This window comes from Paenibacillus tyrphae, from assembly GCF_027925525.1.
In the GTDB taxonomy this organism is placed as follows: Bacteria; Bacillota; Bacilli; order Paenibacillales; family NBRC-103111; genus Paenibacillus_G; species Paenibacillus_G tyrfis_B.
Window position 1 is genome coordinate 38920 of the sequence record NZ_BSDJ01000038.1, and the last position, 23129, is coordinate 62048.

Genomic DNA, 23129 nt, shown 5'->3' on the forward strand with positions numbered 1-23129 from the left:
CCCCTTTCTAATACTCCATGTCCCGCTTGCGAACATAGGCCATAAACAATGCGGACAGTGTAGCGATAATCAAGAACAGCACGACCGCCAGCGCCGACCCGAGACCGACCGCAACGCCGTCGCCCGACGAGCCGCCGAAAGCCGTACGGTAAAAGAAAACGGCCAGCGTATCCGTCGAATGATACGGTTCCCCCTGCGAGCCTTGCATCGCATATATAAGCTCGAACGCTTCGAACGCGTGAATAAACGTAAATACGGTGAGAATGACGACGGATTGCGTCATCATAGGCAAAATGATCGAACGAATCAGGCGAAAGCCCTGCACCCCGTCCAGCCTCGACGCCTCGATCACCTCCTGAGAGATCGACTGCAAGCCTGCAAGCAGAATCAGCACCGCGAAGCCGACGCCGAACCAGCTGTTCGCGAGAATGATCGCCGTCAGAGCAGTGCCCGGCTCGCCCAGCCACGGCCTCGCCCATTCGGCAAGACCGATGTTCTTGAGCGCGAAGTTAACGACGCCGGAATTCGGGTTTAGCATCAGCTTCCACAGGAAACCGACGACGATGACCGACAGTAGCCGCGGCACAAAGTAGGCCATTTTGAACAGCTCCGCGCCCTTCACTTTCGTGTAAATAATGTACGCCAAAATGAAAGCGATACCATTTTGCACGATCATTTCCAGTATGAAATAGTAGACATTATGCCCGAACGCGTTCCAGAACAGCCCGTTGAACGGCTCCGTCGTGAACAGCTTGACGAAATTGTCGATGCCGACAAAAGCGCCCTTCTGAAGCCCCTTCCAGTCGAACAAGCTGTAGCTGAAAGCCGCTACGATCGGATACACGACAAACAGCGCGTAGACGGCGAGGGCAGGAACCGGGAACAGGTGGATGATCCCTCGTTTCCAGTTCAAACCCGGCTGCCGTTTGCTTGTGCGGTCCCATACCGCCGCTTCTCGATTCATTGCGCCCCGCCCTTTCTATCATGTTTATGTCGACCGGCGGTTTATTTGGCCGCAGGTTTGAACCAGGAATCGGCGCTCTTCTGCACGACATCCGTCACCGTGTCCGGTTTTTCCTTGCCGAGGAACATTCCTTGGAGAGCCGTCTCCAGCGTGGCCTTGGTCGTCGGGTTGCCTGCGCTGAAATGCACGACCATCGCATACGGCGTCGAATTGGCGGCAGCGAGCTGGATCATTTTCGCGACGAGCGGGTCGGAGGATTCCACGCCCGGAATCGTGCTCGGCTTCTTCAGATCGTCGGCTACCATCTTGCCGAATTCCTTCGTCGTCATGAACTCGATAAACTTCATAGCCGCCTCTTTATTCTTGGAAGCCGCGTTGACGGCGAACGAGCCGTCCACCCAGTTGGTCACGCTAGCCTTGCCGTCCGCTTTCACCGGAGGAACCGGGAACAGATCCAGATCGAGGTCCGGGTTCATCTTTTTCATGACCGCAATTTCCCAGTCGCCCATCACGATCATGCCCGCCTGCTCGGTGACGAACAGATTGCGCATGTCATCCATGCCGAGACCCGTATAATTTTCCGGGAAATATTTTGTCAGATCTTGAAGCATCGTGATCGAATCGGTGAACTCTTTGCTTTTGAAATTCGTTTTGCCTGCGAGCAGGTTGTTGACAAATTCGGTGCCGCCGTAAAATTGCGGGCCAAGCGCGCCATGCGTCAGGGACAAAATCCAGCCCTCCTTGGAGCCGAAGGCAAACGGCGCAATCTTGTTCTGCTTCAGCGTATCGGCCGCCTTCATCAGCTCATCCCAAGTTTTCGGCTCGGACAAGTTGAACTTTTTGAACAGCTTTTTGTTATAGAAGATTTGCGTCGAGCTGTAGACCGTCGGCACGCCGTATACTTTGCCGTCCTTGCCGGTAGCGGCCATTTTTGCTTCCTTCGGAATCGCTTGGAGCCCCTTGACGCTGTCGAGCGGCTCCAAGTATTTGGCGTCGGCGAGCGCGATGCCGGCGGCATACGGCCTGAGGTGGATGATGTCGGGGCCGCTGCCGGTTTGCAGCGCCGTATTCAGCACCGTGTTGTATTCGGTGTTTTTGGTCGGCTTAAATTCGATCTCGATGTCGGGATTCGTCTTGTTGAACGCTTTGATGATCTTCTCGTACACTTCTTTGTCTTCCGTCCGCCAGCTGCCCATCGTCAGCTTGACCTTCTGCGCTTCCGTTTTCTTTCCTCCGCCCCCGTTTGCCGCCGGAGCTTCCTGGGCCCCGTCCTTCGACGGGCTGCTGCAGCCCGTTGCGATGAGCGATATGGCGGCAGCGAGTGCGATTGCCGATTTCATGGTCTTGGTCCCCTTCATACTTAAGCCCTCCCTTGGATGATGATTCTCTATTTATCCTCGATGAGCGAGGTATAAACCGCCGTATGCAAAATCGGCCGCAGCTCCCGCATGATCGGACTTCGTCCGAAATGCACCGCGTTGGTCAAGAACACGACAATCAGCTCGTGGAACGGGTCGATCCACAGGCTCGTTCCGGTAAAGCCGGTATGTCCGAAGCTGCCGTGCGACCAAGACGCCCCGCAGGACGGCGCGCGATCCTGACCGTGCCATAGTTCCCAGCCGAGCGCCCGGCCTTGATACGGATTGCGGAAGCAAGCGTTGATCGTTTCTCTGTTCAGCAGCCCATCGCCGTCCGGGTCAAGCCATGCCCGGGCGTACTTGCGCAGGTCGTCCGCCGTTGTGAACAGTCCCGCGCTGCCGCTCACGCCTCCGAGATGATAGCTCTTCTCGTCATGGACGACTCCGTGCACATACCCGGTACCGTCGTCCAGCGGTTCTGTGGCGGCGATTCGTCCGAGCAGCTCTGGCCGCGGATTAAACATCGAATCGGCCATCCCCAGCGGGTCGAACACGTACCGGCGCGCGCACGATTCCAGCGATTGCCCGGATACGACGGCGGCGACTTCGCCGAGCAAAATCATCCCGAGGTCGCTGTATACCGCCTGCTCCCCGGGCTCCGTTACCAGCTCCTGCTTCAGCACGAGAGGAATGACGTCCCGGCGCTCCGTCCGCTTGGCGTAAGGAAGCTCGGGAGAAAGTCCGGACGTGTGCATCAGCAGGTGGGGCAGCGTCACGTTCGGATGGCGGAAGGCAGGAATATACGCTTGGACGGGATCGTCCAGCCGGAGCCTTCCCTGTTCCGCCAGCGTCAGAATGACCGGCAAGGTCACGGTGACTTTCGTTAACGAAGCGACGTCGAACATCGTGCGCTCGGTTATCTGGCACTCGGCGGTGCCGTCCGAATAGGACCCGTATGCTTGGCTCCATCGAACGTCAGCCCCCAGCGAGATATCCACCACGGCTCCGGGAATCGCCTTTTCGTTGACCCAACGCCGGATCAACCGGTCTACCGCGTCCCATTTATTTGGATCGGTCATCTCTCCATCGCCGCCCCTCTTTCTAATGTCCCAACACTTTTGTAAACGCTGTCATTGTTTATACTCATATTATAAAATATTATTTCATTTTGTAAATAGTGATATGAAATTTTATTTCCGGAATAAAAAAGCCTTGCGCCTAAAGCGCAAGGGGCAAGGGCAAAGTACGGAGAAACTTCAGACAAACAGAGGTGGGAGATATCCCCCACCTTAAGCGCGAGGACTCGATCATTGGGCATCATGAAAAATAAGCCCCAGACTGTAGCGCGTGCCTGCTGTAATCGTGCTTACGCCGTGACGGAGCGTCGTCCGGTATGTCCCGCGCGTGCCTTGCACCGGACGATGCTGTGTCGGAAAAATAAGTCCGGCTCCTTGCTCCAGCGCAATCGCATGGCCTCTGGACTGCGCTCTCGGCCTTTGCTCAACCAGCAAAAATTCGCCTCCCGCGAATTCCTTTTCCCGCTGATTCAAAACAAAGACGACCTGGAACGGGAAAAATACATCCCCGTACATATCTTGATGCAAACAGTTATAGCCCCCTGCCTCGTACTTCAAAAGCAGCGGCGTCGGACGGGTCTGTCCGTGCTCATGGCAGCGCTCCAGAAACTGCGCCAGCTCGGGAGGGTATACGGCTTCCTGCCCAAGCTGCGTCTGCCAACGGTTGGCCGCTTCAGCCAACCGGGGGTAAAACGAGACGCGCAGCTCCTGCAGCAGCGGCGGCAGCGGAGCCTGAAAGTACTTATATTCTCCAATGCCAAACCGGTACCGGGCCATATCGATCCGGGTCCGGAAGTGCGACTCCTCCTCATACATGCTTATGAGCTCGCGGCACTCCTCGTTCCGCAGCAACGGCGGAAACGCGGCAAAGCCTTGCTCGTCCAACACTTGTTGGATCGAAGGCCAATCCACCCCCGCGACGCGCTTCGTTATTGAATCCGTCATACCAAAGGCTCCTTCCGTGATCATTTAGCGACTGCCTTCATCATAACCAAAAAGCCCTGCAGCGTCTTTCCATATCATGCTTACCTATTTGGGTTTACGGCAGACGCTGTGCAAATCATCCATTTTTACCATTTCGAGCGTGTGACGGGACTCCGTTTCAATACCCGCAAGGCACTCGCTAAAATTAGCGGAACGAAGCCGCATCTATTTCCGCTCAATGGCCCGTTTGCACAAAATAGAGAACCTGTGGTGCGTAAACGCCCCGGAATCAGGGAATATGAGCATTTTTCGACACGATTTAGTCACCTCAGTTCCTCTATTGATGGTACCAAGCGTCAAAAGCTTCATTAGCGCACTGTAGTTCTTTTATGTTCAAACCGGGTCGTTCAACGGTTTCAACTCGCCGCGCCGCCGATCCCCGCATCCTCCCCCCCCCCCCAAAAAAAAGAGACCGCCCCTCGGCAAAAACATCTGCCTCTGGAACGATCCCTTACTCAACTCGCCTCACGCCTGTCTGTCCGCGCCCAGCCGACGGCTAGCGTCAAGCCTCGCCGCCCCCGGCGCTCCGGTTCGCGTCGGCCCGGCTCACCGCAAAATCGGCCAGCAGCCGCGCACCGTAGCCGGTCGCGCCGGCCGGGTAATAGCCGCGTGCAGCCTTGGCCTGCACGGTGTTCGCCATGTCGATGTGCACCCAGCGCATCGCATCGGCCACGAAGCGGCGCAGGAACAGCGCCGCTACAATCGCTCCGCCGTACGAAATCGGCGGAATATTGTTCATGTCCGCGTAATCGCTGCGCAGCAGCTCCTCGTAGTCGTCGACCAGCGGCATCGGCCACAGCCGGTCTCCGCAATGCTCGCCGATGGCGGCCAGCGTGTCGACCAGCTTGCGGTCGCCCCACGCCCCGGCGAGGCCTAGCCCAAGCGCCTCTCCGACGTTGCCCGTCAGCGTCGCGATGTCGACCACTTCCCGGGCGCCGAGACGCCCGGCGTGCAGCAGCGCATCGGCCAGCACAAGGCGGCCTTCCGCGTCGGTGTTGCCGACCTGAACGGAGAGACCGTTCGGGTACGTGACCACCGTGGACGGCACGAACGCCGCCGCGTCGGGCATATTGTCCGCGACCGCGATCAGCGCGACGATGTTCGCCTGCAGCTCGGAGCGGCTGATCATGTCCATCGCGCCAAGCACGGCGCAGGCACCGCCCATATCAAACCGCGCGTCGCTAATATCCCGTCCGGACTTGACGTTCATGCCGCCCATATCGAACGTAATGCCTTTACCCACGAGCGCCAGCAGCGGCTGCGACGGATCGGTGCAGAACGTCAGCTCGATGAGCGCGGGCTTGTACTGGCTTCCCTGCGCGACGGTCAATAGCCCGTTCATGCCCAGATCGGCCAACTCCCGCTCCCCATAGACGCGAACGTTCACCGACCGCTCCGCAAACCGCTCCCGAACGATCTCGACGAGCGATTCCGGATGCAGCACGTTCGGAGGTTCGTTGCACAGGTCGCGCGCAAACATGGTCCCTTCCGCACGAACCGCCGTCTGTTCTAACACTTCCTCATAAGAAGCCTCACTAGCGCATACCAGGTGCAGACACTCCACCGTACGGGCTTCCTTGCGGGATTTGTATTTGTCGAACGCATACGAACCGAGCAGCCAGCCCTCCGCCCAAGCGCGCATCGCCTCTTCCTCGGAAAGCGCGCCGCCCAGCGCCCGGACGAACGATTCCAGCATAACGGTCACGGTCACGAAGCCTTCCTTGTGAACCGCTCTGGCCGCATTCCCTGCCGCTTCGCGTACCCGTTCCGCATTGACCTTCGCCTCCGGTCCGAGACCGACGATCAGCACGTGTGCCTCTTCGCCGCGGCCGTAAAACCAAGTGACCGCGCCGCGGGCTTTCATCGCCGGCCGCAGCTCCAGCTGCGGAACCGGCTGTCCGGCGTGCTCCGGGCACAGATAAACCGTGACATCCGCCGTTTGAACGAATCCTGTCGTGATCTTCATCCTTTGCTCTCCCCATACAAGTGGCAAGCCACGTAATGGCCCGGCTCCTGCTCCTGGAACACGGGCGCCTTCGTCCGGCAAACGTCCATTGCCACCGGGCAGCGGGTATGAAACCGGCAGCCGGACGGCGGGTTGACCGGGCTGGGCAGGTCGCCCTTCAGCACGATTTTCTCGCGCTTCAGCCGCGGGTCCGGTACGGGCACGGAAGAAAAGAGCGCCTGCGTGTACGGATGCAGCGGCTTTTCGTAGATCGAGTCCTTATCCGCCAGCTCGACCATCGAGCCGAGATACATGACGCCGATCCGATCGCTGATATGCTCGACGACGCTCAGATCGTGGGAAATAAACAAGTACGTCAGCCCGAACTCCTCCTGCAAATCCTGCAGCAGGTTCAGCACCTGCGACTGGATGGACACGTCGAGCGCGGATACCGGCTCGTCGGCCACGATCAGACTCGGCTTCACCGCCAAAGCCCGGGCGATGCCGACGCGCTGGCGTTGACCGCCGCTGAACTCGTGCGGGTAGCGCTCGCCGTGGAACGAGCTTAAGCCGACGACTTCCAGCAGCCGCTGTACGTCCTTCTCCCGCTCCGCCGCCGACATCTTCTCGTGAATAAGCAGCGGCTCGGCGATGATGTCCTTGATCTTCATACGCGGATTGAGCGACGCATAAGGGTCCTGGAACACCATCTGCATCTGCCGGCGCAGCGGACGGATGCGGGCCTCGTCCAGCTTCCCGATCTCCTGCCCGTCGAACCAGATCTCGCCTTCGCTCGGCGCCAGCAGCCGCGTAATCAGGCGGCCCGTCGTCGACTTGCCGCAGCCGCTCTCGCCGACGATGCTGAACGTCTCACCCTTGCGGATGGAGAAAGATACGTTATCCACCGCCTGCAGCAAAACCGGCTTCCCGAACCACCCTTTCTTGATCGGAAACACTTTGCGCAGGTTTTTCACTTCCACCAGCGGTTTCGTCACGCTTTCCCTTCTCCCTTCGCGCTATCGTTCTCATATAGCCAGCAGCGGCACTTTCGGCCGCCGGTCGTCTGTACCAACTGCGGCTCCCGCTCGCGGCAGATGTCCATCACCTCAGAGCATCGGGGAGCAAACTTGCAGCCGGTCGGCATGTTCGTCAAGTCCGGCACGTTGCCGGGAATCGATTCGAGACGCCGGTGATTCTGGCGCAGCTTCGGCACCGAATGAATAAGCCCCTTCGTATACGGATGCTGCGGATCGTCGAAAATATCCAGCACGTTCCCTTCCTCAACCACGCGCCCGGCGTACATGACGATGACGCGGTCGCACATTTCGGCCACCACGCCCAAATCGTGGGTGATCAGCATGATGGACATGTCGTTCTCGTCCTTGAGCTTCTTCATCAGGTCCAAAATTTGCGCCTGGATCGTCACGTCCAGTGCGGTCGTCGGCTCATCCGCGATGAGCAGCTGAGGATTACAGGACATCGCCATGGCGATCATGACCCGCTGCCGCATGCCCCCAGAGAGTTGGTGCGGATATTCGTCGATGACATCTTCCGCGCGCGGAATGCCGACCAGTTTGAGCATATGAACGGCGTGCTCCCGCGCCTTGCTTTTATCATATTTCAAATGCAGGCGGATCGCTTCCACGAGCTGCTTGCCGATCTTGAGCACCGGATTGAGCGACGTCATCGGCTCCTGAAAAATCATCGCGATGTCCTTGCCCCGGATCGAACGCATCTCGCTTTCGGACAGCGCCACCAGATCCTTCTCCTGAAAACGGACCGTTCCCCCGACGATGCTCCCCGGAGTACCGTGCAGCAGCCGCATGACGGACAAGGACGTGACGCTTTTGCCGCAGCCGGATTCTCCGACCAGACCGAGCACTTCGCCTTTGTTCACATGAAAATCGACGCCGTCGATCGCGTTGACTTTGCCTTGATCCCGGGTGAACTGTGTCTTGAGGCCTTTCACGTCAAGTAGTTTTTGAGTCATTCGCGTTACTCCTGTTCTAATTCTTGATCTTCGGATCGAGCGCGTCTCTCAAACCGTCTCCCAGTATATTGAAGGCGAGAACCGTCAGGAAAATGGCGGCTCCCGGAAAATAAACGACATGCGGCGCGATGCTGAGGTAATCGCGGCCCATGCTCAGCATGGCCCCCCAGTCCGGGTCCGAAGGCTTCGCCCCGAGGCCGAGAAAGCTCAGGCCCGATGCGGCCAAAACGGTCGTCCCGATCCGCATCGTGAAATAAACGATCAGACTCGGAACGGTTTCGGGAAAAATATGCCGGGCAATAATCCGCACGTTGTTCGCCCCGATGGAGCGGGCCGCTTCCACATACAGCGACTCCTTCGTTTCCAAGGTGGCGCTGCGGATCAGCCTCGCGAACGACGGAATGCCGAAAATCGCAACGGCGACCACGACGTTCATCAGCCCCGGCCCAAGGATTGCGACGATCCCGATCGCCAGCAGCAGATCGGGGAACGAGAACATGACGTCGCTGCTTCGCATGATCAATCGGTCGAGCCAGCCGCCGTAATAGCCGCTGATCAGCCCAAGCACGGTGCCGATGGCCGCGCCGATCAGCACGGCGCTGAGACCGACGGATAGCGACAGCCGGGTACCGACGAGAATGCGGCTGAAAATATCGCGGCCGTACTCGTCCGTACCGGCCAAATGCTTCGCCGACGGACCGGACAAAATGTTGTCGTAATCCGGCACGGACGGATCATATGGCGCAAGCGCGGGACCGATGATCGCGACGATGACGAGCAATAAGATAAACAAGCCTGCGGCGAACGCGAGCTTTTGCTTTTTCATTTTGATCCAAAAATCGCGGAGCGGACTGCTTTTCATTAACGGAACGGCCGTGTCCGCGGTGTGGTCGATGACGATGTTTTGACTCATGGTGGTCCTCCTCAGTTCTGGCCCGACAGGCGAATTTTAGGATTGAGCACGCCATACAGGACGTCAACGAGCAAGTTGACCAGAATGAATTCGACGGCGAACAGCAGCAGCTCCGCTTGAATGACCGTATAATCGCGGAAAGCGATCGAATCGATCAGCAGCCGCCCGAGCCCGGGAATACTGAACACCGTCTCGACAATGACCGAGCCGCCGAGCAGAAAGCCGAACTGCAGCCCGGCCACGGTAACGACGGAGATCATCGAGTTTTTCATCGCATGTCCCCAGACGACCGCGCGCTCGTTCAAGCCTTTGGCCCGGCCGGTCCGGATGTAGTCCTGCTTCAACGACTCCAGCAGGGAGGCCCGGGAGAAGCGCGCCAGCATCGACATGATGCCCGCTCCGAGCGTAATCGAAGGAAGCACGTAGCCCTCCCACGAATCGACGCCTCCGGTCGGCAGCCAGCCGAGCTGCACGGAAAACAGCTGGATGAGCAGCAGTCCGAGCCAGAACGGCGGCACCGAAATGCCTGACACCGCGGTCAGCATGCTCAAGTAGTCCGGCCAGCGGTTGCGTTTCGTCGCCGAGATGACGCCGATCACGATCCCGAACAGCAGCGCCCAGCCCATGCTGAAAATCGTCAGCCAAATCGTCGGCATCATGCGCGAGGCGAGCATCTCCGTCACCGGCTGGCCCGTTTTGAGCGATTGACCCAAATCTCCCTGTAGCAGATGTGACATATAGATGAAATATTGCTCCCAGAGCGGCTTGTCGAGGCCGAGCTCGGCCTGAATGCGGCTGATGTCTTCGAGCGTAGCTTCCTTGCCGGCCACGAGCCGCGCCGGATCGCCGGGAATCAAGTGGATGAACAGAAAGATCAAGACGGAAACGATAAAAAGAATCGGAATGACGGCAACCAATCGTTTAAGCACATACTGAGCCAAGCTTTTACACTCCTCCTCTGAAAACCTGCCATTAGGCGAGATGCTGTGGTGAGCACCGCACCGGAGGGCGGGTCAACACAGCATCAGGTCAGGACTTACTTCTTGATTTCGGCTTCGCGGACGTTGATCGAGCCGTCCGGATATACTTTCACGCCTTCGAGGTAGTTTTTCTTGCCGGATACGATCTGGTCGACGGCAAGGAACACCCACGGAGCGTCTTTGTAGATTTGCGCTTGAACATCGGCGTAAACGGCTTTTTGCTCGTCGGCGTTCGACAGCTTGTTCGCTTTTGCGATCAACTCGTCTACTTTGTCGTTCTTGTAGTAAGCGGTGTTCGCTCCGTTCGGAGGGAACATTTCGCTCGCGAAGAGCGGGCGTGTCGCCGCATCGGCGTCGGCCGAGGACGGGGACCAGCTGACATACCACATTTGCACCTTGGATTCCTGCGGCGTTTTGGCCGAGTTGATCTCGTTGGACAGCGTGCCTTCTTCCATCGGCTTCACGTCAAGCGTGATGCCTACGGCTGCCAGCTGCTGCTGCACAAACTGCATGCCTTTGACCGTTTCGGAGTCGGAGCTGCCCCAGATTTCGGCTTTGAAGCCGTTTTCGAGGCCGGCTTCCTTCAGGAGCGCTTTCGCTTTCTCCACGCTGCCGTCATACGGCGTTTGCTTCGCATAGAATTGCGTTTTGGACGACATCGTCGAGTCCAGCTTCTCGGCGAAGCCCGATTTGACGACTTTGATATAGGCGTCTTTGTTGATTGCATAGTTGATCGCCTGACGGACGCGTACGTCGTCGAACGGCTTCTTCGTCATGTTCATCGTGATGTAGCGCGCAATCGTCGAAGGCGTCTTGTCCACGACGATGCCGTTCTTGCCGTTCACCTGCTCCACCTGCTCGGTCGGCAGCGGGTAGACGAAATCGGCTTCGCCCGTTTTCAGCATCGCGACGCGGGAACCATTCTCCGGCACCGGCTTGAAGGTGATGGTGTCCACCTTCGGCAGACCTTTTTCCCAATAATCGGCGTTCTTCTCGATCGTCATCCGGTCGCCCTGCACCCATTCCTTATACTTGAACGGACCGGTGCCCACCGGGTGTTGGCCGATATCTTTGCCGTACTTCTCCAGCGCCTGCGGGCTGATGATCATCAGCATGGCCAGCTTGTTCAGCATCGCGGAATACGGCTGGGACAGCGTGATTTTTACCGTTTTGGCGTCGACGACTTCGGTTTTCTCCACGGCGGCGAAGCTGCGCGCCATCTTCAGGTTGTTATCTTTGTTTTTCACCCGGTCGAGGTTGACCTTGACTGCTTCCGCGTTGAACGGCGTGCCGTCGTGGAACTTGATGTTCTCCTTCAGCTTGAAGGTGTATACCTTGGCGTCCGGGCTCACTTCGTAAGATTCAGCCAACACGGGCACGACCTTCATATCCTGATCGAAGCCGAGCAAGCCTTGATACATCGTGCGGTAGCCGGAAATGGACAGCGTATCGGCCGCGTTGTGCGGGTCCAGCGTCACGAAGTTGGCGTTGACCGCAATTGTGATGCCGTTGCCTTCCTTCTTGGCCGTCGGCTGCTGGGCCTCGCCTTGCTGCTGCGGCTTGCCTGCGCCGCCGCTACAGCCTGCAAACATCGCGCCGGCGAGCACCAATGCCGTAAATGCTGCGAAACGTTTTTTCATGGAAAATCCCCCCGTTTTTCATTGATTTATGCTAAATCTTCCTGCGAGACGAACGAATCCATTCGTCCATAAAAAGGAAGATCGTTACCCATGTGTCAGTGAAGCGCCAACTATAAACGGAATACGGTTTTTCTTTCGCCTACGACGATGTGGTTATCGTTCTTGATCTCCTTCGGAGCGAGCGCGTACAATCGGTCGATCGTATCGCGGTTGTCGTAGCCGATCTGCTCCAGAATCGAAGCGGCGATAATCGGCCACACAAGCTCCGAGCCGTCCAGAACTTTTAAGGCGAAGCTCATGCGCTCCTTTTTGAGCCCGAAGCCGTATACTCCTTTGGCGCCGCCCTTGGCGACAATGTTCGGATCGGTCAGCAGCGCGGTGCAGATAAAGTCGTGGCTGGCGATGATCTCCGGGTGCGCGTTCATATAGCCGGCGATTTTCGTCACCGCCGCTCTCGTATCGGCATCCGCTATCAGATCCGGGCAAGCCAGCTTCAGGTAGGCGCGAGCGATGTTGTGCAGCGGCATCGCATAAACCGGAAAGCCGCAGCCGTCCACCCCGATGCGGATGTCTTCTTTTGGATAGTCGGCCATCTCGGCCATTGCTTCCAAGCTGAGCTGCTGCGCCGGGTGGTCGATGCTCCAGTAGGTTTCGAGGTCGTAGCCAAGCTCCTTGGACAACGCGAGAAAACCGGAATGTTTGCCGGAGCAGTTATGGTACAGCTTGCGTTTCTCCAGATGATCCCAGTAGCAGGCCGCCCGCGGCGCTTCGTTGAGCGGGTAAGTCGGACAGCACAGGATGTCTTCTTCCTTCAGCCCGGTTTTTTGCAAAACCGATTCAAGCGCCTCGATATGATATTTCTCTCCTCGGTGCGAGGCGGCGAACAAAGCCGCTTCCTTCGGGCTCAGCTTGAATTTTTCGTCGATGCCGTTCTTGATGACCGGGATCGCCTGAAACGGCTTCGCCGCCGAACGCAAAAACGTCATATGCTGTTCGTCGCCGACAGCATGCACAATCCGTCCGTTCTCGTCCATTCCGCAGACGAGGCCCATATGTACATTTTCCAGCACGCCTCCGCGGTATTCTTCCACCAATCGTTCGAAGCCCATAAGTAACTCATTTCCTTTCGGCATGTGAAGTTCAAGATGTTCCGCTGCGGTTAACGACCCGATCCCTCGCTTTGCTAACGCTTTCAAGTCGGGTTCGTCGGGTCCGGAACCGCTTTAATTGATTCCTCGAACAAATTCAATTCGTTTATTTTCACCACTGATGTTAATAATAACAGTCGTTTTTTTCGCTTGTCAATAAATATTTGAATAAATTGTGAAGAAAACGACGGTTTCCGGGGAGGGATGGAAGGGTTCAAAATTTATTTATTCCAGTGACGGTATTAATTTCATCTCCTGTCGTTTTTGTCCTTTGTACAATAAAAAAACCGCCTTCCTCCAAGCCATTAGGCCGGGAGGCGTGCGGTTTTTCGGGTTTCACCCTTGTAGCTGTTATCCGTGCATTGTACGTTTTTTTCGGAATCACGGAATGGTCATCATTTTTGCGTTGCGCATCCTCTCAGGCCTGACCGGAAGGACACATCTAAGCGGTACGCTCGCTTGCGTCAAGCGCGATGCCCGAAAATTCTTGCAAAATTATCCATGTTTCGCATCAAGGCGTCCGTCTTCGCAAGCGGCGTCTGATCCAGCTTACGGTTCATGTCCAGCAGGAAGGAGGCCATATCGGTCGTATCGGCGCCTGCGAACCGGTTATCGAGCTTCGTCGTCTTCAGCTCGTGCATCAGTTGCTTCGTTTCCTCGCGATACTTGCTCACCCACTGTTCGTTTTGCGGGATTTTTTTGACAAACGAAAACAAAATGCTGCCCCAGTCGCCGCTGCCGGTTACCGCTTCGTTCAGCTTTTTGTAGGTATCCGGTTCGAACCTCTTCATCAGCTCGTTGATGTCCACATAATCCTCAGGTGCCCCGACCGGCCGGGGTGGCGGCATTTGGTAGGAGACGCTTCCTGTTGCCGAATCAACTGTCCCCTTCGCGCCGATGACGGCAATTTGATTCATGACCGCCATCAGCTCGGACGATTCGCCGCCCGACATATAACGGTCGGCCACATATCGGGCCTGCGCCAATCCCGCTTCCCGCAATGCGGCGCGCTCCCCTTCGTTCGAGTCGGAGCCGCCCGGCAGCAGATTGGAGCCGATGATCGTATGCACCGCATCGCTTACCTCCTGCGACTTCCCTTCAAGCAGCCGGTTCAGCGATTCGTCGATTTGGGCCGATACGAAAATTTTGCCCACGTGGTGCTTGATTGCACCTTCGGCCAACTGCCGGCCGGTCGGACTGATTTCGACCGTGTCATGCTTCAAGCCGGCAATCGTCCCCGGTCTCAGGCCGGGCTTACTCTCCTGATCTCGAAGTGTGTACAGGTTCAAGACGCTGCTTCCTTCGCCAGAAACTTTCACGTTACCCCTCCTCTTCAAAATAAAAGAAAAATGACACCCTACTGGATATATCGTCCATTTTCTTTCATTTATTTAGAGAAGATTCCATTTTCCATGCCCGCGCCAGCAGCCTTACCCCTTCCCGGATGTCCGTTTCGGACAGGCCGCCGAAGCCGAGCAGCACGGTCGGGGCCTCGCCAGCCTCCGGTCGCAGCCGGTAAGCCGAAGCCGGGTAGACGCCGACGCCTTCCCGGGCGGCCGCGCGCAGAAGCTCCGCTTCGTCCATAACTCCCCGGACCCGAAGCAGCAGGTGCAGCCCAGAGTCCGCGCCGATCATCTCGACGCCCGCCGGAAAAGTGTCGCGTACCGCGTACAGCAGCGCATCTCGCTTTTTGTGGTAGACGCTGCGCATTTTGCGCACGTGCCGTCCGAAGTCGCCGGATTGCATGAACAGCTGCTGCGTCTTCTGGAAGATCGGCGAGGCGAGCTGGTCGTAGCTGTGCCGGCGGCTGCGGAACCTCGCCAACAGCGCTGGCGGTAGCACAAGATAGCTGAGCCGGAACGCCGGCGTCAGCGCCCGCGAGAACGTGCCGACGTAGATGACCCGGCCGTCGTCGTCCAAGCTCTGCAGCGAAGGAATCGGCCGGCCGCTGTAGCGGAATTCCCCGTCGTAGTCGTTCTCGACGATGTAGGCCCGCCGCTCCTTCGCCCATTGGAGCAGCTTAAGCCGCTTGCCCGCCGACAGCGTCATGCCGTATGGAAATTGATGCGACGGGGTGACATAGACGGCCTGGGCACTGCTGGCCTGCAGCTCTTCGAGGCAGATGCCGTCGCTTTCCAGCCGAAGGGGCCGACAATCGAACCGGAACTGCCCGAACAGCGCTTTTACCCCGTCGTTGACCGCTTCTTCGGAAGCGATGCAGACGACGTCCTCGCGCAGCAATTGAAACAGCAAATCGAGCGAATGGTACGTGCCCGCCCCGACGACGATCTGCTCCGGCTGGCAGCGCACCCCGCGCATATGGTGCAGGTAGGCGGCAATTTCGGCGCGCAGCTCCGGCTCGCCCTGCAAATCGCCGTACAGCAGCAGACGGTTGTTTTCCGGCAGCAGACACCGGTTCATCAGCCGGCGCCATTTTGCCAGCGGAAAGCTCGTGATATCGACGCTGCCATAGCCGAAGTCGTAACGGAGCGGTTCATCCTGAGACGCGTGGTACGCGCGCTTCGGCGACGGCGAAACGGCGGAACGTTCCGCCGCCGCTTCGGTCTGCGCCTGCAGGGAGGCGGACGTGTCCAGCTCGGCGGCATACAGCCCGCTGCGCGGTCTGCTGTTCACATAGCCCTCGGCGAGCAGTTGCTCGTAGGCAAGAGCGACAGGCGACCGGCTTACGCCCAGGTAAGCGGACAGCGTGCGGATGGACGGCAGCCGCTCGTTCGCCGGAATGCGGCCGGCGGCGATTTCATCGCGGATATAGCGGTACAGCTGCATATAGAGCGCTTCGCCCGACGATTCGTCGAGCCTCGGCATCAAGTCGATCATTCCGGTTTCTCCTTTGCAATAATCTGTCACTCAAAAAATCACGAAACTGACCATTTTACCAATGCCAAAATGCAGTTATGCTCATCTTATCATCCCATCGCGCAAAGCGGAAGACGTGCATCCCATCATAAAATGACGCGCTGACCCCGTCAGCCGGATGTCAGGAGGAACCAAACCGATGACCCTTATTTTGCCGCATATCGATCGGCTTACCCCTTACGCCTTGGGCGACCTTCCGCCGGAAGGAAGCGGCGCAATCAAGCTGAATCAGAACGAAAGCCCATACCCGCCCTCTCCGCTTGTACTGGAGGCGCTGCGCACGCTTGGCGAAGAAGAGCTGCGCCGTTATCCCGATGCCCGCTGCGCACAGCTGCGCGCCGCACTTTCGCGGCTACACGGCGTCAAGGACGAGCAAGTCTTTTGCGGGAACGGCTCAAGCGAGATCATCTCTCTGGTCATCAAAGGCTTCATCGGCCCGAACCGGCGTCTGGCCCTGCCGGACCCGTCGTTCTCGCTGTATCATACGGTGGCCGCATCTTATCAGGCCTCTTCCATCGCCGTCCCGACGCGAAGCGACTTTACCGTCGATACGGAGCTGCTGATGAACAGCGGCGCGGACACGATCGTGTTGGTCAATCCGAATGCGCCTACCGGACACTTGCTGCCGCTCGAAGAAGTGGAACGGCTGGTCAGCCGCTTCCCGGGGCTGGTCGTCATCGACGAAGCTTACATCGACTTCGCCGATCCCGGCGCCACGGCTATCCCGCTGGTGGACCGCTATCCCAACGCGATCGTCGTCCGCACGTTTTCCAAGGCCTACGCCCTGTGCGGAGCGCGGGTCGGCTATTGCGTCGCTGCCGAGCCGCTCATCGCCGCGCTGGAAAAGAGCAAAGACATCTACAACATCAACGCGATCAGCCGGAAGCTTGCCGTGGCCGCTCTGGAGGACTGCGAATACACGGAGCGCACGGTAGCGCTGGTCAAGGCGACGCGCGACACCTTCATCGCCGAGCTTCAGAGCCTCGGCTTTGATGTCATCCCTTCGCAAACGAATTTCGTCTTGTGCACGCCTCCGGCGGGAGCCGGAAAGCCCGATGCCCGCCAGTGGTACCGGAAGCTGCTGGAACGAAACATCTACGTCCGCCATTTCGAGCACCCCCGTCTGGCCGACAAGCTGCGCATTTCCATCGGTACGGACGAAGAAATGGCTGCCGTTACCGCCGTGCTGCGCGGACTGCTCGCTTAAAGACAAGAAGCTCCCGCCCTTTTTCGAAGGGATCGGGAGCTTTTTTCTCGATCGAAGCGGATGCCATGTACCGTGAGTTCCATCCGTTTTACAAGAAGAGCAGCAGCCCGGCTACACACTTTACGGAAAAACGGGAGGCAGCGACAACCCGCCCTTCGGGTTTGTTCAGCTCAAGGAAGACACGCTCGTTTTCGCAGCCCAAGTCGATGGGAAAATCACCGCATTGAATAAGGCGATGGACATTACCAAGCGCGTCTTAAAGGGACGCCTTCTTCCCTAGCTTCGCAATTGTTTAAATGCAGCGCACATCTTCCGGTCCTGTACTTGAGCCGAAGTGGGGCACTTTTTTCATTTTCTATCCATTCGACTGTGGTATAATTTTGCTATTCCTATCATCATTTGCCGATAATTACGGACGACGGAGGAACCTTCCTATGAATCCCAGCAGTATAGAACACATGATGCAGCAACTTAACGCAACAACAGATTTGGCCGAACGCAGGCGCACGGCAAAGGAAATCATCGATGAAATAGCGACTCCAGCAATGGAAGACGCACTAAAGGGTCGCCAAACCGGCGAATTGGGCACCTATCTGAACGTCGACGACCCGGAACAGGTTGTCGCGCTGATCGAAATTGTTCACCAGTGCCTTGAAGAGGGCGGGGATTTATCCGGGTTCATAATCCCCATTGCACGGCTTCATCATCTGGACCGGAAAGAATCGGAGAAAACCGATACGGAGCTTTATCTTCAATACCGCGCTGCCGCCCTGCTCGATGCCTTGGTGGCCGCAAAAGCCCCTTTCCCGGATGAAGCGGTACAGCTTATCCTCGCTGCGGGCAAGCGTTATGTAAAGGATAAGGCAACCGAACAATACATTTGCAGTATCCACTGGAGACTGGCGGATAGCGGCGTCAATATATCTGGCGCGATCCCATCGCTCGTGACGGTTTTTAAAAACGGGGAGACGAGCGAGCTCGTTCGTTATTCGCTTTTAGCGTTATGGGCCGCCGTTAGGCAAGGGTACTTCGATACGCCAATTCCCGACAGCGATCTATCATACCAAGTCTGGCTTAAACATCTTATTTCCAGCGGCACGTATAAGCTAAAAAAGAAAGATGAACCCCACCAACTGGGAATCATCGGCTGCCTGATCGAAACGATAAGAACCTATCCCGAATTCAAAGCGCTCGCCGTCGAATATTTGGAACAATGTAAAATACGGGAGCCCAAACGTCTGACCACGGATTTACAGCAGGACCTGAAACAATATTTCGACTTATGTCGGGAATAGCATGGAAGGTAATTAAAGCAGCCTCAGAGTGAAATCCGGGCTGCTTTGTCATGGACATTATTTATTACGTAAGGCATTTCCTTGCATTTCGTGTCGCGGGATTTAAGCAGATAGCGAAGCACAAACGCCCTGAACTTGAGGAAAAGAAAGGCAAATCAATTCAATGATACAAATTCTGGATAGTGGCTTAAACTGCAAATGCCTCTCCTGGTCGGGGTGCTTTGTTTTCCCGTCAAGTTCCAGACTTCCTCTGCATACTTGACGTTTTCCTCGCAGTCATAATCTGTATAGGCAATCTCGTGTTCTTTGAGTAAATTTTTATTGGTCCCCTTATTCTCAATCAACTCCTTGCTCTCCATCAAATGCCTTTATGCCACAACGTTATATCCCCTGTTTTGGATGGCTTCCTTAATATCGGCTAATTGTACTTTCGCTTCGTCATACTGAACATGTACTGTGCCTTGCTCAAAGTTAACACGACCTTCAGCACCAATCGAATCAAGAGCCCCTTCAATCGTTCGGACGCAAGAGCGGCAAGACATGCCTTGTACTTTCACAGTTGCTTCTTGCATGATTTCACCTCCTCTCCAGGTATCCATTAACCTGCAATTTGCCGCAGTTGTTCGAGCGAAACCCGGTCCACGAATTTGCTGAATTTTTCTTTGCCCTTCGCGTGTGCCTTATAGAAATCGATAATCGCGGTTACAACCGGGCCGAGTCGGTCCTCCGTTAATCCGGATACGAGCAGTTTGGCAAAGGAGGTTTTAAGCCCCTTCGGTTCGCCGCCAACGTAGATGTCAAATGTATCTCGCATTTTGATAACGCCGATATCCTTAAGCAACGGCTCGCTTGTACCTAATGCACAACCCGCATAGCCGATTTTAAGCGGTGTGGGCGTCTCAATACCTGCTATTGTTTTATTTAAGGTTCTAGCTGCATCCAAACCAGCCTCCTCAGCCCCTTTACAGAAATTGCAGGCGATCAGACTTTTAGTTACAAACCCCGCCGGATACACTTCAAGGCCATAATGCTCAAGCTCTTCTTTTATTGCATCGCGCCGTTCGATAGGTACTTCTGCATAAAGCTGTTTAAACGGGGTCATCTCGATTTTTGCATCCATCCCCACGACGGAACCGATTTTGGCAAGCTGCTCCGGTGTGAACAGGCTGCCCCCAACTTGAATCCCTGCGCTTATTGCGATTTTTGTTGTCTCTCCCATGACCATCCACCTCTTGCATCTTATTCATTCGGTTAAAACTCGCCATTCCTATTTGCTGATAAGATTTAGTGACGTACTACCTCTGTACACCGCGGACCTGGCCCTCAGTCCGGTACAATCTCAGATGAATCGCGTATTCATTTCCATCGATTTCCTTGTTCATAGTATACCCCCCTACCCTATATTTAGTCAATGCTTTTTTTACTATACCCCTGAACCCTATTTTTTTATTTAAAGAAAAAGCAGCCAACGCTGCCCGATTTTATTTTCCTGGATCGGCTCAATGACACAGCTTTTGAGATGATTCTCCAGTAAAAGCTTTCCGACACCGTTCACCCTTCTTCAAAGGTTCTACATATGTCCCGGCTATGATTGATCTATCGGATGTTCAAATACAGAAAGGGATGAAAGCAATGAAGACCGGTTGGGGCCTTTATCGTCGAGCCGAAGGAAAGCACCGGCGTTGACCGTGACTATACGCTTGTCCTCGATGAATGGATGAGTTCCGGGGAAATGACCGGCATGCCCTATTCTAGGGCTTTAACTGGCAACCAGGCCAAGCTTTGAATGGCTATGTACAATGGGAGTGGAAGATTACGATTCTACCGAAGCCAAAATTCTTCATCATGGAGGTAAGGTTGCAATACCGAAATATGCTCTGCCGGGAATGGCGTGGCAAGGATATTCACCGAAGGTAATATTTTTGGTATTCATCAGTCAGATAAGAACGCAAAATAAAATTATATTTATATAACGTCTCACGAAAGCAAGAGAGCACCAATTTCAATTGGAATCGGTGCTCTCTTGCTTTATGGAAACGAGGCATAGCGCAGCAAACCCGCAACCCGTAAGGTATCGTCTTTTACTTCACCGAAATCGAACGGTGAAAGAATTTTTTGATAGCGCTCGGAATATAAAGCTTTGCCGTCTCAGCCCTTTGATTACAGCCGGCAAGCATTTGGGCGTACTTGGATTGAAATCGTGGAAAAGTACGATGATTTTTCGTTTGTTTTTGCTACCGCGCAGAACGTTGCGAATCATAGCTTTCGTGGTAGGACGGGGGACTTCGGAGTCACCGGACTTGACATTCCAATCAAAGTATCGGTATCCTCTTCTTGTCATTACCTGGTTAACCTTGATCATCTTGGACCTATTCCCGTACTTCGGATTCACCGCATTTAGGGAACCCCCAGGAAACCGAAAAATCTTCGGTTTTACATGTACGTAGCGATGCAGTACAGACTCCAACTTGCGGAAATCCTTTAGAAATGCTGGTATGGAGCTGTAAATAACCCGATAATTATGAGAAAACGTATGGTTGCCAATGGCATGGCCTTCCCGGACCATTCTTTTATACATGCGTATTCCATTAAAGGTACGATTGCCGAGGACAAAAAAGGTTGCCTTTACCCGATGATTCCGCAGTTGATCCAGGATTGCTTTCGTATAGCGCGAAGGACCATCGTCAAACGTCAGATAAGCTATTTTAATAAACCTGTCCTCCTAAGAATCGCTAACATGCGTTTTGCCCGATTCGTATAATTATGCCTATCAACTGTGCGTCTCCCCTGTCTGCGGATTCGTTCTAACTAACCGCACAGTATCGGCAGGCGAGACGAACTATAAACTCGAAAATTCAATGCCTTTCGTCGGAAATGCTTCGGTTATCTGCACGACACCTAATGGCAGTATCAATGCCAAGTTTGTAAAACTGAGAATACTAGGATCGAACGATCCTTTGGAACCAAAGGATTTCGGTTCGTCACGATATCCGCACTAATATCCGAGCGATCCATTAAATGATTATTTCCGGTTAGCTTTAGGACGGAGATTAGATAATAGTTCATTTACGGTTACTAATGCGTAACCTTTCTTTTTTATTCCTTTAAGAATGATGGGTAAAGCTTTTAACGTCTGGGTCCAAGGGTCGCATCCGTGGAGCAATACGATCGCGCCTGGATGTATATGAGGAATCACTCGCTGAACGATTTTTTTGACATTCTTGTATTTCCAGTCTAATGAATCCGTATCCCAATGGACAATCGTTTGCTTCATACTGAGCAGCTTCTTGATCACTCGCGAATCAAGGTCACCGCTTGGCGTGCGAATCATATTGGTCTTGATACCGGTTGCGTTGAAAATAGCCCGCTTTGCAGCTTTCACTTCCCGCTCAATCCAAACATTCGAATGAGTCGTATAGTCCTCATGACGATGGCCATGAGAAGCAATTTCATAACCCATCCTTTGAATTCGCTTGGCAATGCCCGGATTGAGCCGCACCCATTCCCCAGTAAGAAAAAATGTCGCTTTTTTTACACCCTTTCTTCTCAATAATGAAAGCAATTGGACAGGAACCAGATCACCGAAAGCTATATTGAAAGTTAATGCCAGGATCCGTTTACGCGTCGGCACATTGTAGATAACGCGATTTATCTCCATAGACGATTCTTCTCTTTCTTTCATAGTCATTTTAGAATTCTTCGTTTCTTTAGCTCAAGTATCATCCGAATTGCACGATGCTTGTAAGTATGCTTGGCCACAGCGTTCTGTCCGGCTTTACGAATTCGTTCCCTTTTGTCAGGGTGTTTCAGATAATACCGGACAAGCCGTACCGTTTCTTCAGGAGACCTCGAGACAACAAGATGTTCTCCAGGCTTAAAAAGCCGGCGTATCTCCGGTGTATCACTTGTAAGCAAGAATCCTCCCGATCCGAGGATTTCATAAGTTCTTTGCGTTACTTGCTTTAATTGGTTCTGAGGACCAATGATAATTTTCGCAGAGTTGTAAGCCTTATGTGCATCTTGGTAGGGCAAATAACCGTGAATCCACTTGTTGGGAATCCGAACGCCCAGTACAGGTTTTATTTCTTTCCACTGTCTTCCCCAAAAATCGACCCTGATTTTCCTTTTTACCAGCGGCCGGATCAGGTTGAACAAGGACTTGATGCGATAATGACGAGGATATTTTTTTAATATTCGGGAATAGCCATTGGCTACGACAGCGATATTGCTGCGAAACCTTGCACGTTCTCTCCCGCTCATATGAACGTTCCGATGGTGGCCGAAATCTGAATGAGCGGCGGGAATGCCCATTTTCTCGTACTTCTTTACCATGTCACGGCAAATGGTAAATACAAAATCCGGTTTAACCGTTCTTACGTAGGGGAGCGTAAAAGTGTAATGGTGTGTAGGATCTTCTGTGGCCCAATGGACATACGGAATGCCGGATCGACCAACATAGTGTCGAATCCATTTTCGTTTTAGCGGATCATGTTCTTTAGTCCAACCCATAGTAATAATTAAATGCGGCCGAAATTTAGCTATCAAGCGGGGAATCTTTTTTCTCGTAAGAGGACCAGACACTTTCACCTGATGCCCTGCATCCCGAAAACCATTGGGAAGGCCATAAATCCACATGGGGTGGCTTTCTAAAAACAGTACCCTCAAGCCGGTAACCTCCTGTTGTTACAGTTCACAGTCATTACCCCTACTCAATAAGCCTTGATCATAAAATAGCATATGCGTACAGAATAC

Annotated in this window: 20 protein-coding genes and 1 pseudogene; 3 read left to right on the forward strand and 18 right to left on the reverse strand. The window is 54.9% G+C overall.

Annotated features, from left to right (window positions below; translation table 11 throughout):
- Positions 1 to 7: 7 nt before the first annotated feature.
- The 13 genes from QMG93_RS30595 to QMG93_RS30655 all read right to left on the reverse strand — a co-directional run bounded on the left by QMG93_RS30595 (position 8) and on the right by QMG93_RS30655 (position 15836).
- A complete protein-coding gene (locus QMG93_RS30595) occupies positions 8 to 964 on the reverse strand; it encodes a carbohydrate ABC transporter permease (protein ID WP_281943294.1) in 957 nt (318 codons plus the stop codon).
- A 41-nt stretch (positions 965 to 1005) separates the two neighbouring features.
- On the reverse strand, positions 1006 to 2322 hold the full coding sequence (locus QMG93_RS30600) for an ABC transporter substrate-binding protein (protein ID WP_281943297.1): 1317 nt from the start codon (positions 2320 to 2322) through the stop codon (positions 1006 to 1008).
- A gap of 29 nt (positions 2323 to 2351) precedes the next feature.
- Entirely contained in the window at positions 2352 to 3401 is a 1050-nt protein-coding gene (locus tag QMG93_RS30605; protein ID WP_281943299.1) for a serine hydrolase domain-containing protein, read from the reverse strand.
- Between the two features lie 228 nt (positions 3402 to 3629).
- On the reverse strand, positions 3630 to 4343 hold the full coding sequence (locus tag QMG93_RS30610; protein ID WP_281943301.1) for a 2OG-Fe(II) oxygenase: 714 nt from the start codon (positions 4341 to 4343) through the stop codon (positions 3630 to 3632).
- A gap of 541 nt (positions 4344 to 4884) precedes the next feature.
- The gene (locus QMG93_RS30615) at positions 4885 to 6348 is read right to left on the reverse strand and encodes a leucyl aminopeptidase family protein (RefSeq protein ID WP_281943303.1); all 1464 of its coding nucleotides are present in this window, start codon (positions 6346 to 6348) and stop codon (positions 4885 to 4887) included.
- Entirely contained in the window at positions 6345 to 7322 is a 978-nt protein-coding gene (locus tag QMG93_RS30620; RefSeq protein ID WP_281943305.1) for an ABC transporter ATP-binding protein, read from the reverse strand. The genes QMG93_RS30615 and QMG93_RS30620 overlap by 4 nt, the downstream gene beginning before the upstream one ends.
- Positions 7319 to 8317, reverse strand: coding sequence for an ABC transporter ATP-binding protein (locus tag QMG93_RS30625; RefSeq protein ID WP_127461092.1), 999 nt, complete (start codon positions 8315 to 8317; stop codon positions 7319 to 7321). Before QMG93_RS30625 ends, QMG93_RS30620 begins: the two co-directional genes overlap by 4 nt.
- 16 nt (positions 8318 to 8333) lie before the next feature.
- The gene (locus QMG93_RS30630; RefSeq protein WP_281943308.1) at positions 8334 to 9230 is read right to left on the reverse strand and encodes an ABC transporter permease subunit; all 897 of its coding nucleotides are present in this window, start codon (positions 9228 to 9230) and stop codon (positions 8334 to 8336) included.
- A gap of 11 nt (positions 9231 to 9241) precedes the next feature.
- The gene (gene nikB / locus QMG93_RS30635) at positions 9242 to 10171 is read right to left on the reverse strand and encodes a nickel ABC transporter permease (RefSeq protein ID WP_281943310.1); all 930 of its coding nucleotides are present in this window, start codon (positions 10169 to 10171) and stop codon (positions 9242 to 9244) included.
- A 95-nt stretch (positions 10172 to 10266) separates the two neighbouring features.
- Positions 10267 to 11850, reverse strand: a complete 1584-nt coding sequence (locus QMG93_RS30640) for a glutathione ABC transporter substrate-binding protein (RefSeq protein WP_281943312.1) — start codon at positions 11848 to 11850, stop codon at positions 10267 to 10269.
- 110 nt (positions 11851 to 11960) lie between these two features.
- Entirely contained in the window at positions 11961 to 12959 is a 999-nt protein-coding gene (locus QMG93_RS30645) for an asparaginase (protein ID WP_281943314.1), read from the reverse strand.
- A gap of 503 nt (positions 12960 to 13462) precedes the next feature.
- Positions 13463 to 14317, reverse strand: a complete 855-nt coding sequence (locus tag QMG93_RS30650; protein ID WP_281943316.1) for a hypothetical protein — start codon at positions 14315 to 14317, stop codon at positions 13463 to 13465.
- 64 nt (positions 14318 to 14381) lie between these two features.
- Entirely contained in the window at positions 14382 to 15836 is a 1455-nt protein-coding gene (locus QMG93_RS30655) for a PLP-dependent aminotransferase family protein (protein WP_281943318.1), read from the reverse strand.
- Positions 15837 to 16014: 178 nt separating this feature from the next.
- On the opposite strand from QMG93_RS30655, the gene hisC reads away from it, so the two are divergent.
- Together hisC and QMG93_RS30665 are read left to right on the forward strand one after the other, a co-directional pair.
- Positions 16015 to 17082: a histidinol-phosphate transaminase gene (hisC, locus tag QMG93_RS30660; protein ID WP_281943320.1), complete on the forward strand. Its 1068-nt coding sequence runs from the start codon at positions 16015 to 16017 to the stop codon at positions 17080 to 17082.
- Between the two features lie 434 nt (positions 17083 to 17516).
- Complete coding sequence (locus QMG93_RS30665; protein WP_281943322.1) at positions 17517 to 18377, forward strand: hypothetical protein; 861 nt, start codon at positions 17517 to 17519, stop codon at positions 18375 to 18377.
- 368 nt (positions 18378 to 18745) lie between these two features.
- Here the strand turns inward: QMG93_RS30665 and QMG93_RS30670 are convergent, their stop codons facing one another.
- The gene (locus QMG93_RS30670) at positions 18746 to 18949 is read right to left on the reverse strand and encodes a cation transporter (RefSeq protein ID WP_281943324.1); all 204 of its coding nucleotides are present in this window, start codon (positions 18947 to 18949) and stop codon (positions 18746 to 18748) included.
- A gap of 26 nt (positions 18950 to 18975) precedes the next feature.
- Positions 18976 to 19596, reverse strand: a complete 621-nt coding sequence (locus QMG93_RS30675; protein ID WP_281943325.1) for a nitrite reductase — start codon at positions 19594 to 19596, stop codon at positions 18976 to 18978.
- A gap of 571 nt (positions 19597 to 20167) precedes the next feature.
- On the opposite strand from QMG93_RS30675, the pseudogene QMG93_RS30680 reads away from it, so the two are divergent.
- A pseudogene (locus QMG93_RS30680) lies at positions 20168 to 20334 on the forward strand (VOC family protein); the annotation flags it as partial.
- 129 nt (positions 20335 to 20463) lie between these two features.
- Here QMG93_RS30680 and QMG93_RS35490 read toward each other — a convergent pair.
- From QMG93_RS35490 to QMG93_RS30690, 3 genes are all read right to left on the reverse strand, one after another.
- On the reverse strand, positions 20464 to 21087 hold the full coding sequence (locus tag QMG93_RS35490; RefSeq protein WP_369077327.1) for a polysaccharide deacetylase family protein: 624 nt from the start codon (positions 21085 to 21087) through the stop codon (positions 20464 to 20466).
- A gap of 312 nt (positions 21088 to 21399) precedes the next feature.
- Positions 21400 to 22065 carry a polysaccharide deacetylase family protein gene (locus QMG93_RS30685; RefSeq protein ID WP_281943326.1) on the reverse strand — a complete coding sequence of 222 codons (666 nt, stop codon included), beginning with the start codon at positions 22063 to 22065 and terminating at the stop codon, positions 21400 to 21402.
- The gene (locus QMG93_RS30690) at positions 22062 to 23042 is read right to left on the reverse strand and encodes a glycosyltransferase (protein WP_281943328.1); all 981 of its coding nucleotides are present in this window, start codon (positions 23040 to 23042) and stop codon (positions 22062 to 22064) included. The genes QMG93_RS30685 and QMG93_RS30690 overlap by 4 nt, the downstream gene beginning before the upstream one ends.
- Between the last annotated feature and the right edge of the window lie 87 nt (positions 23043 to 23129).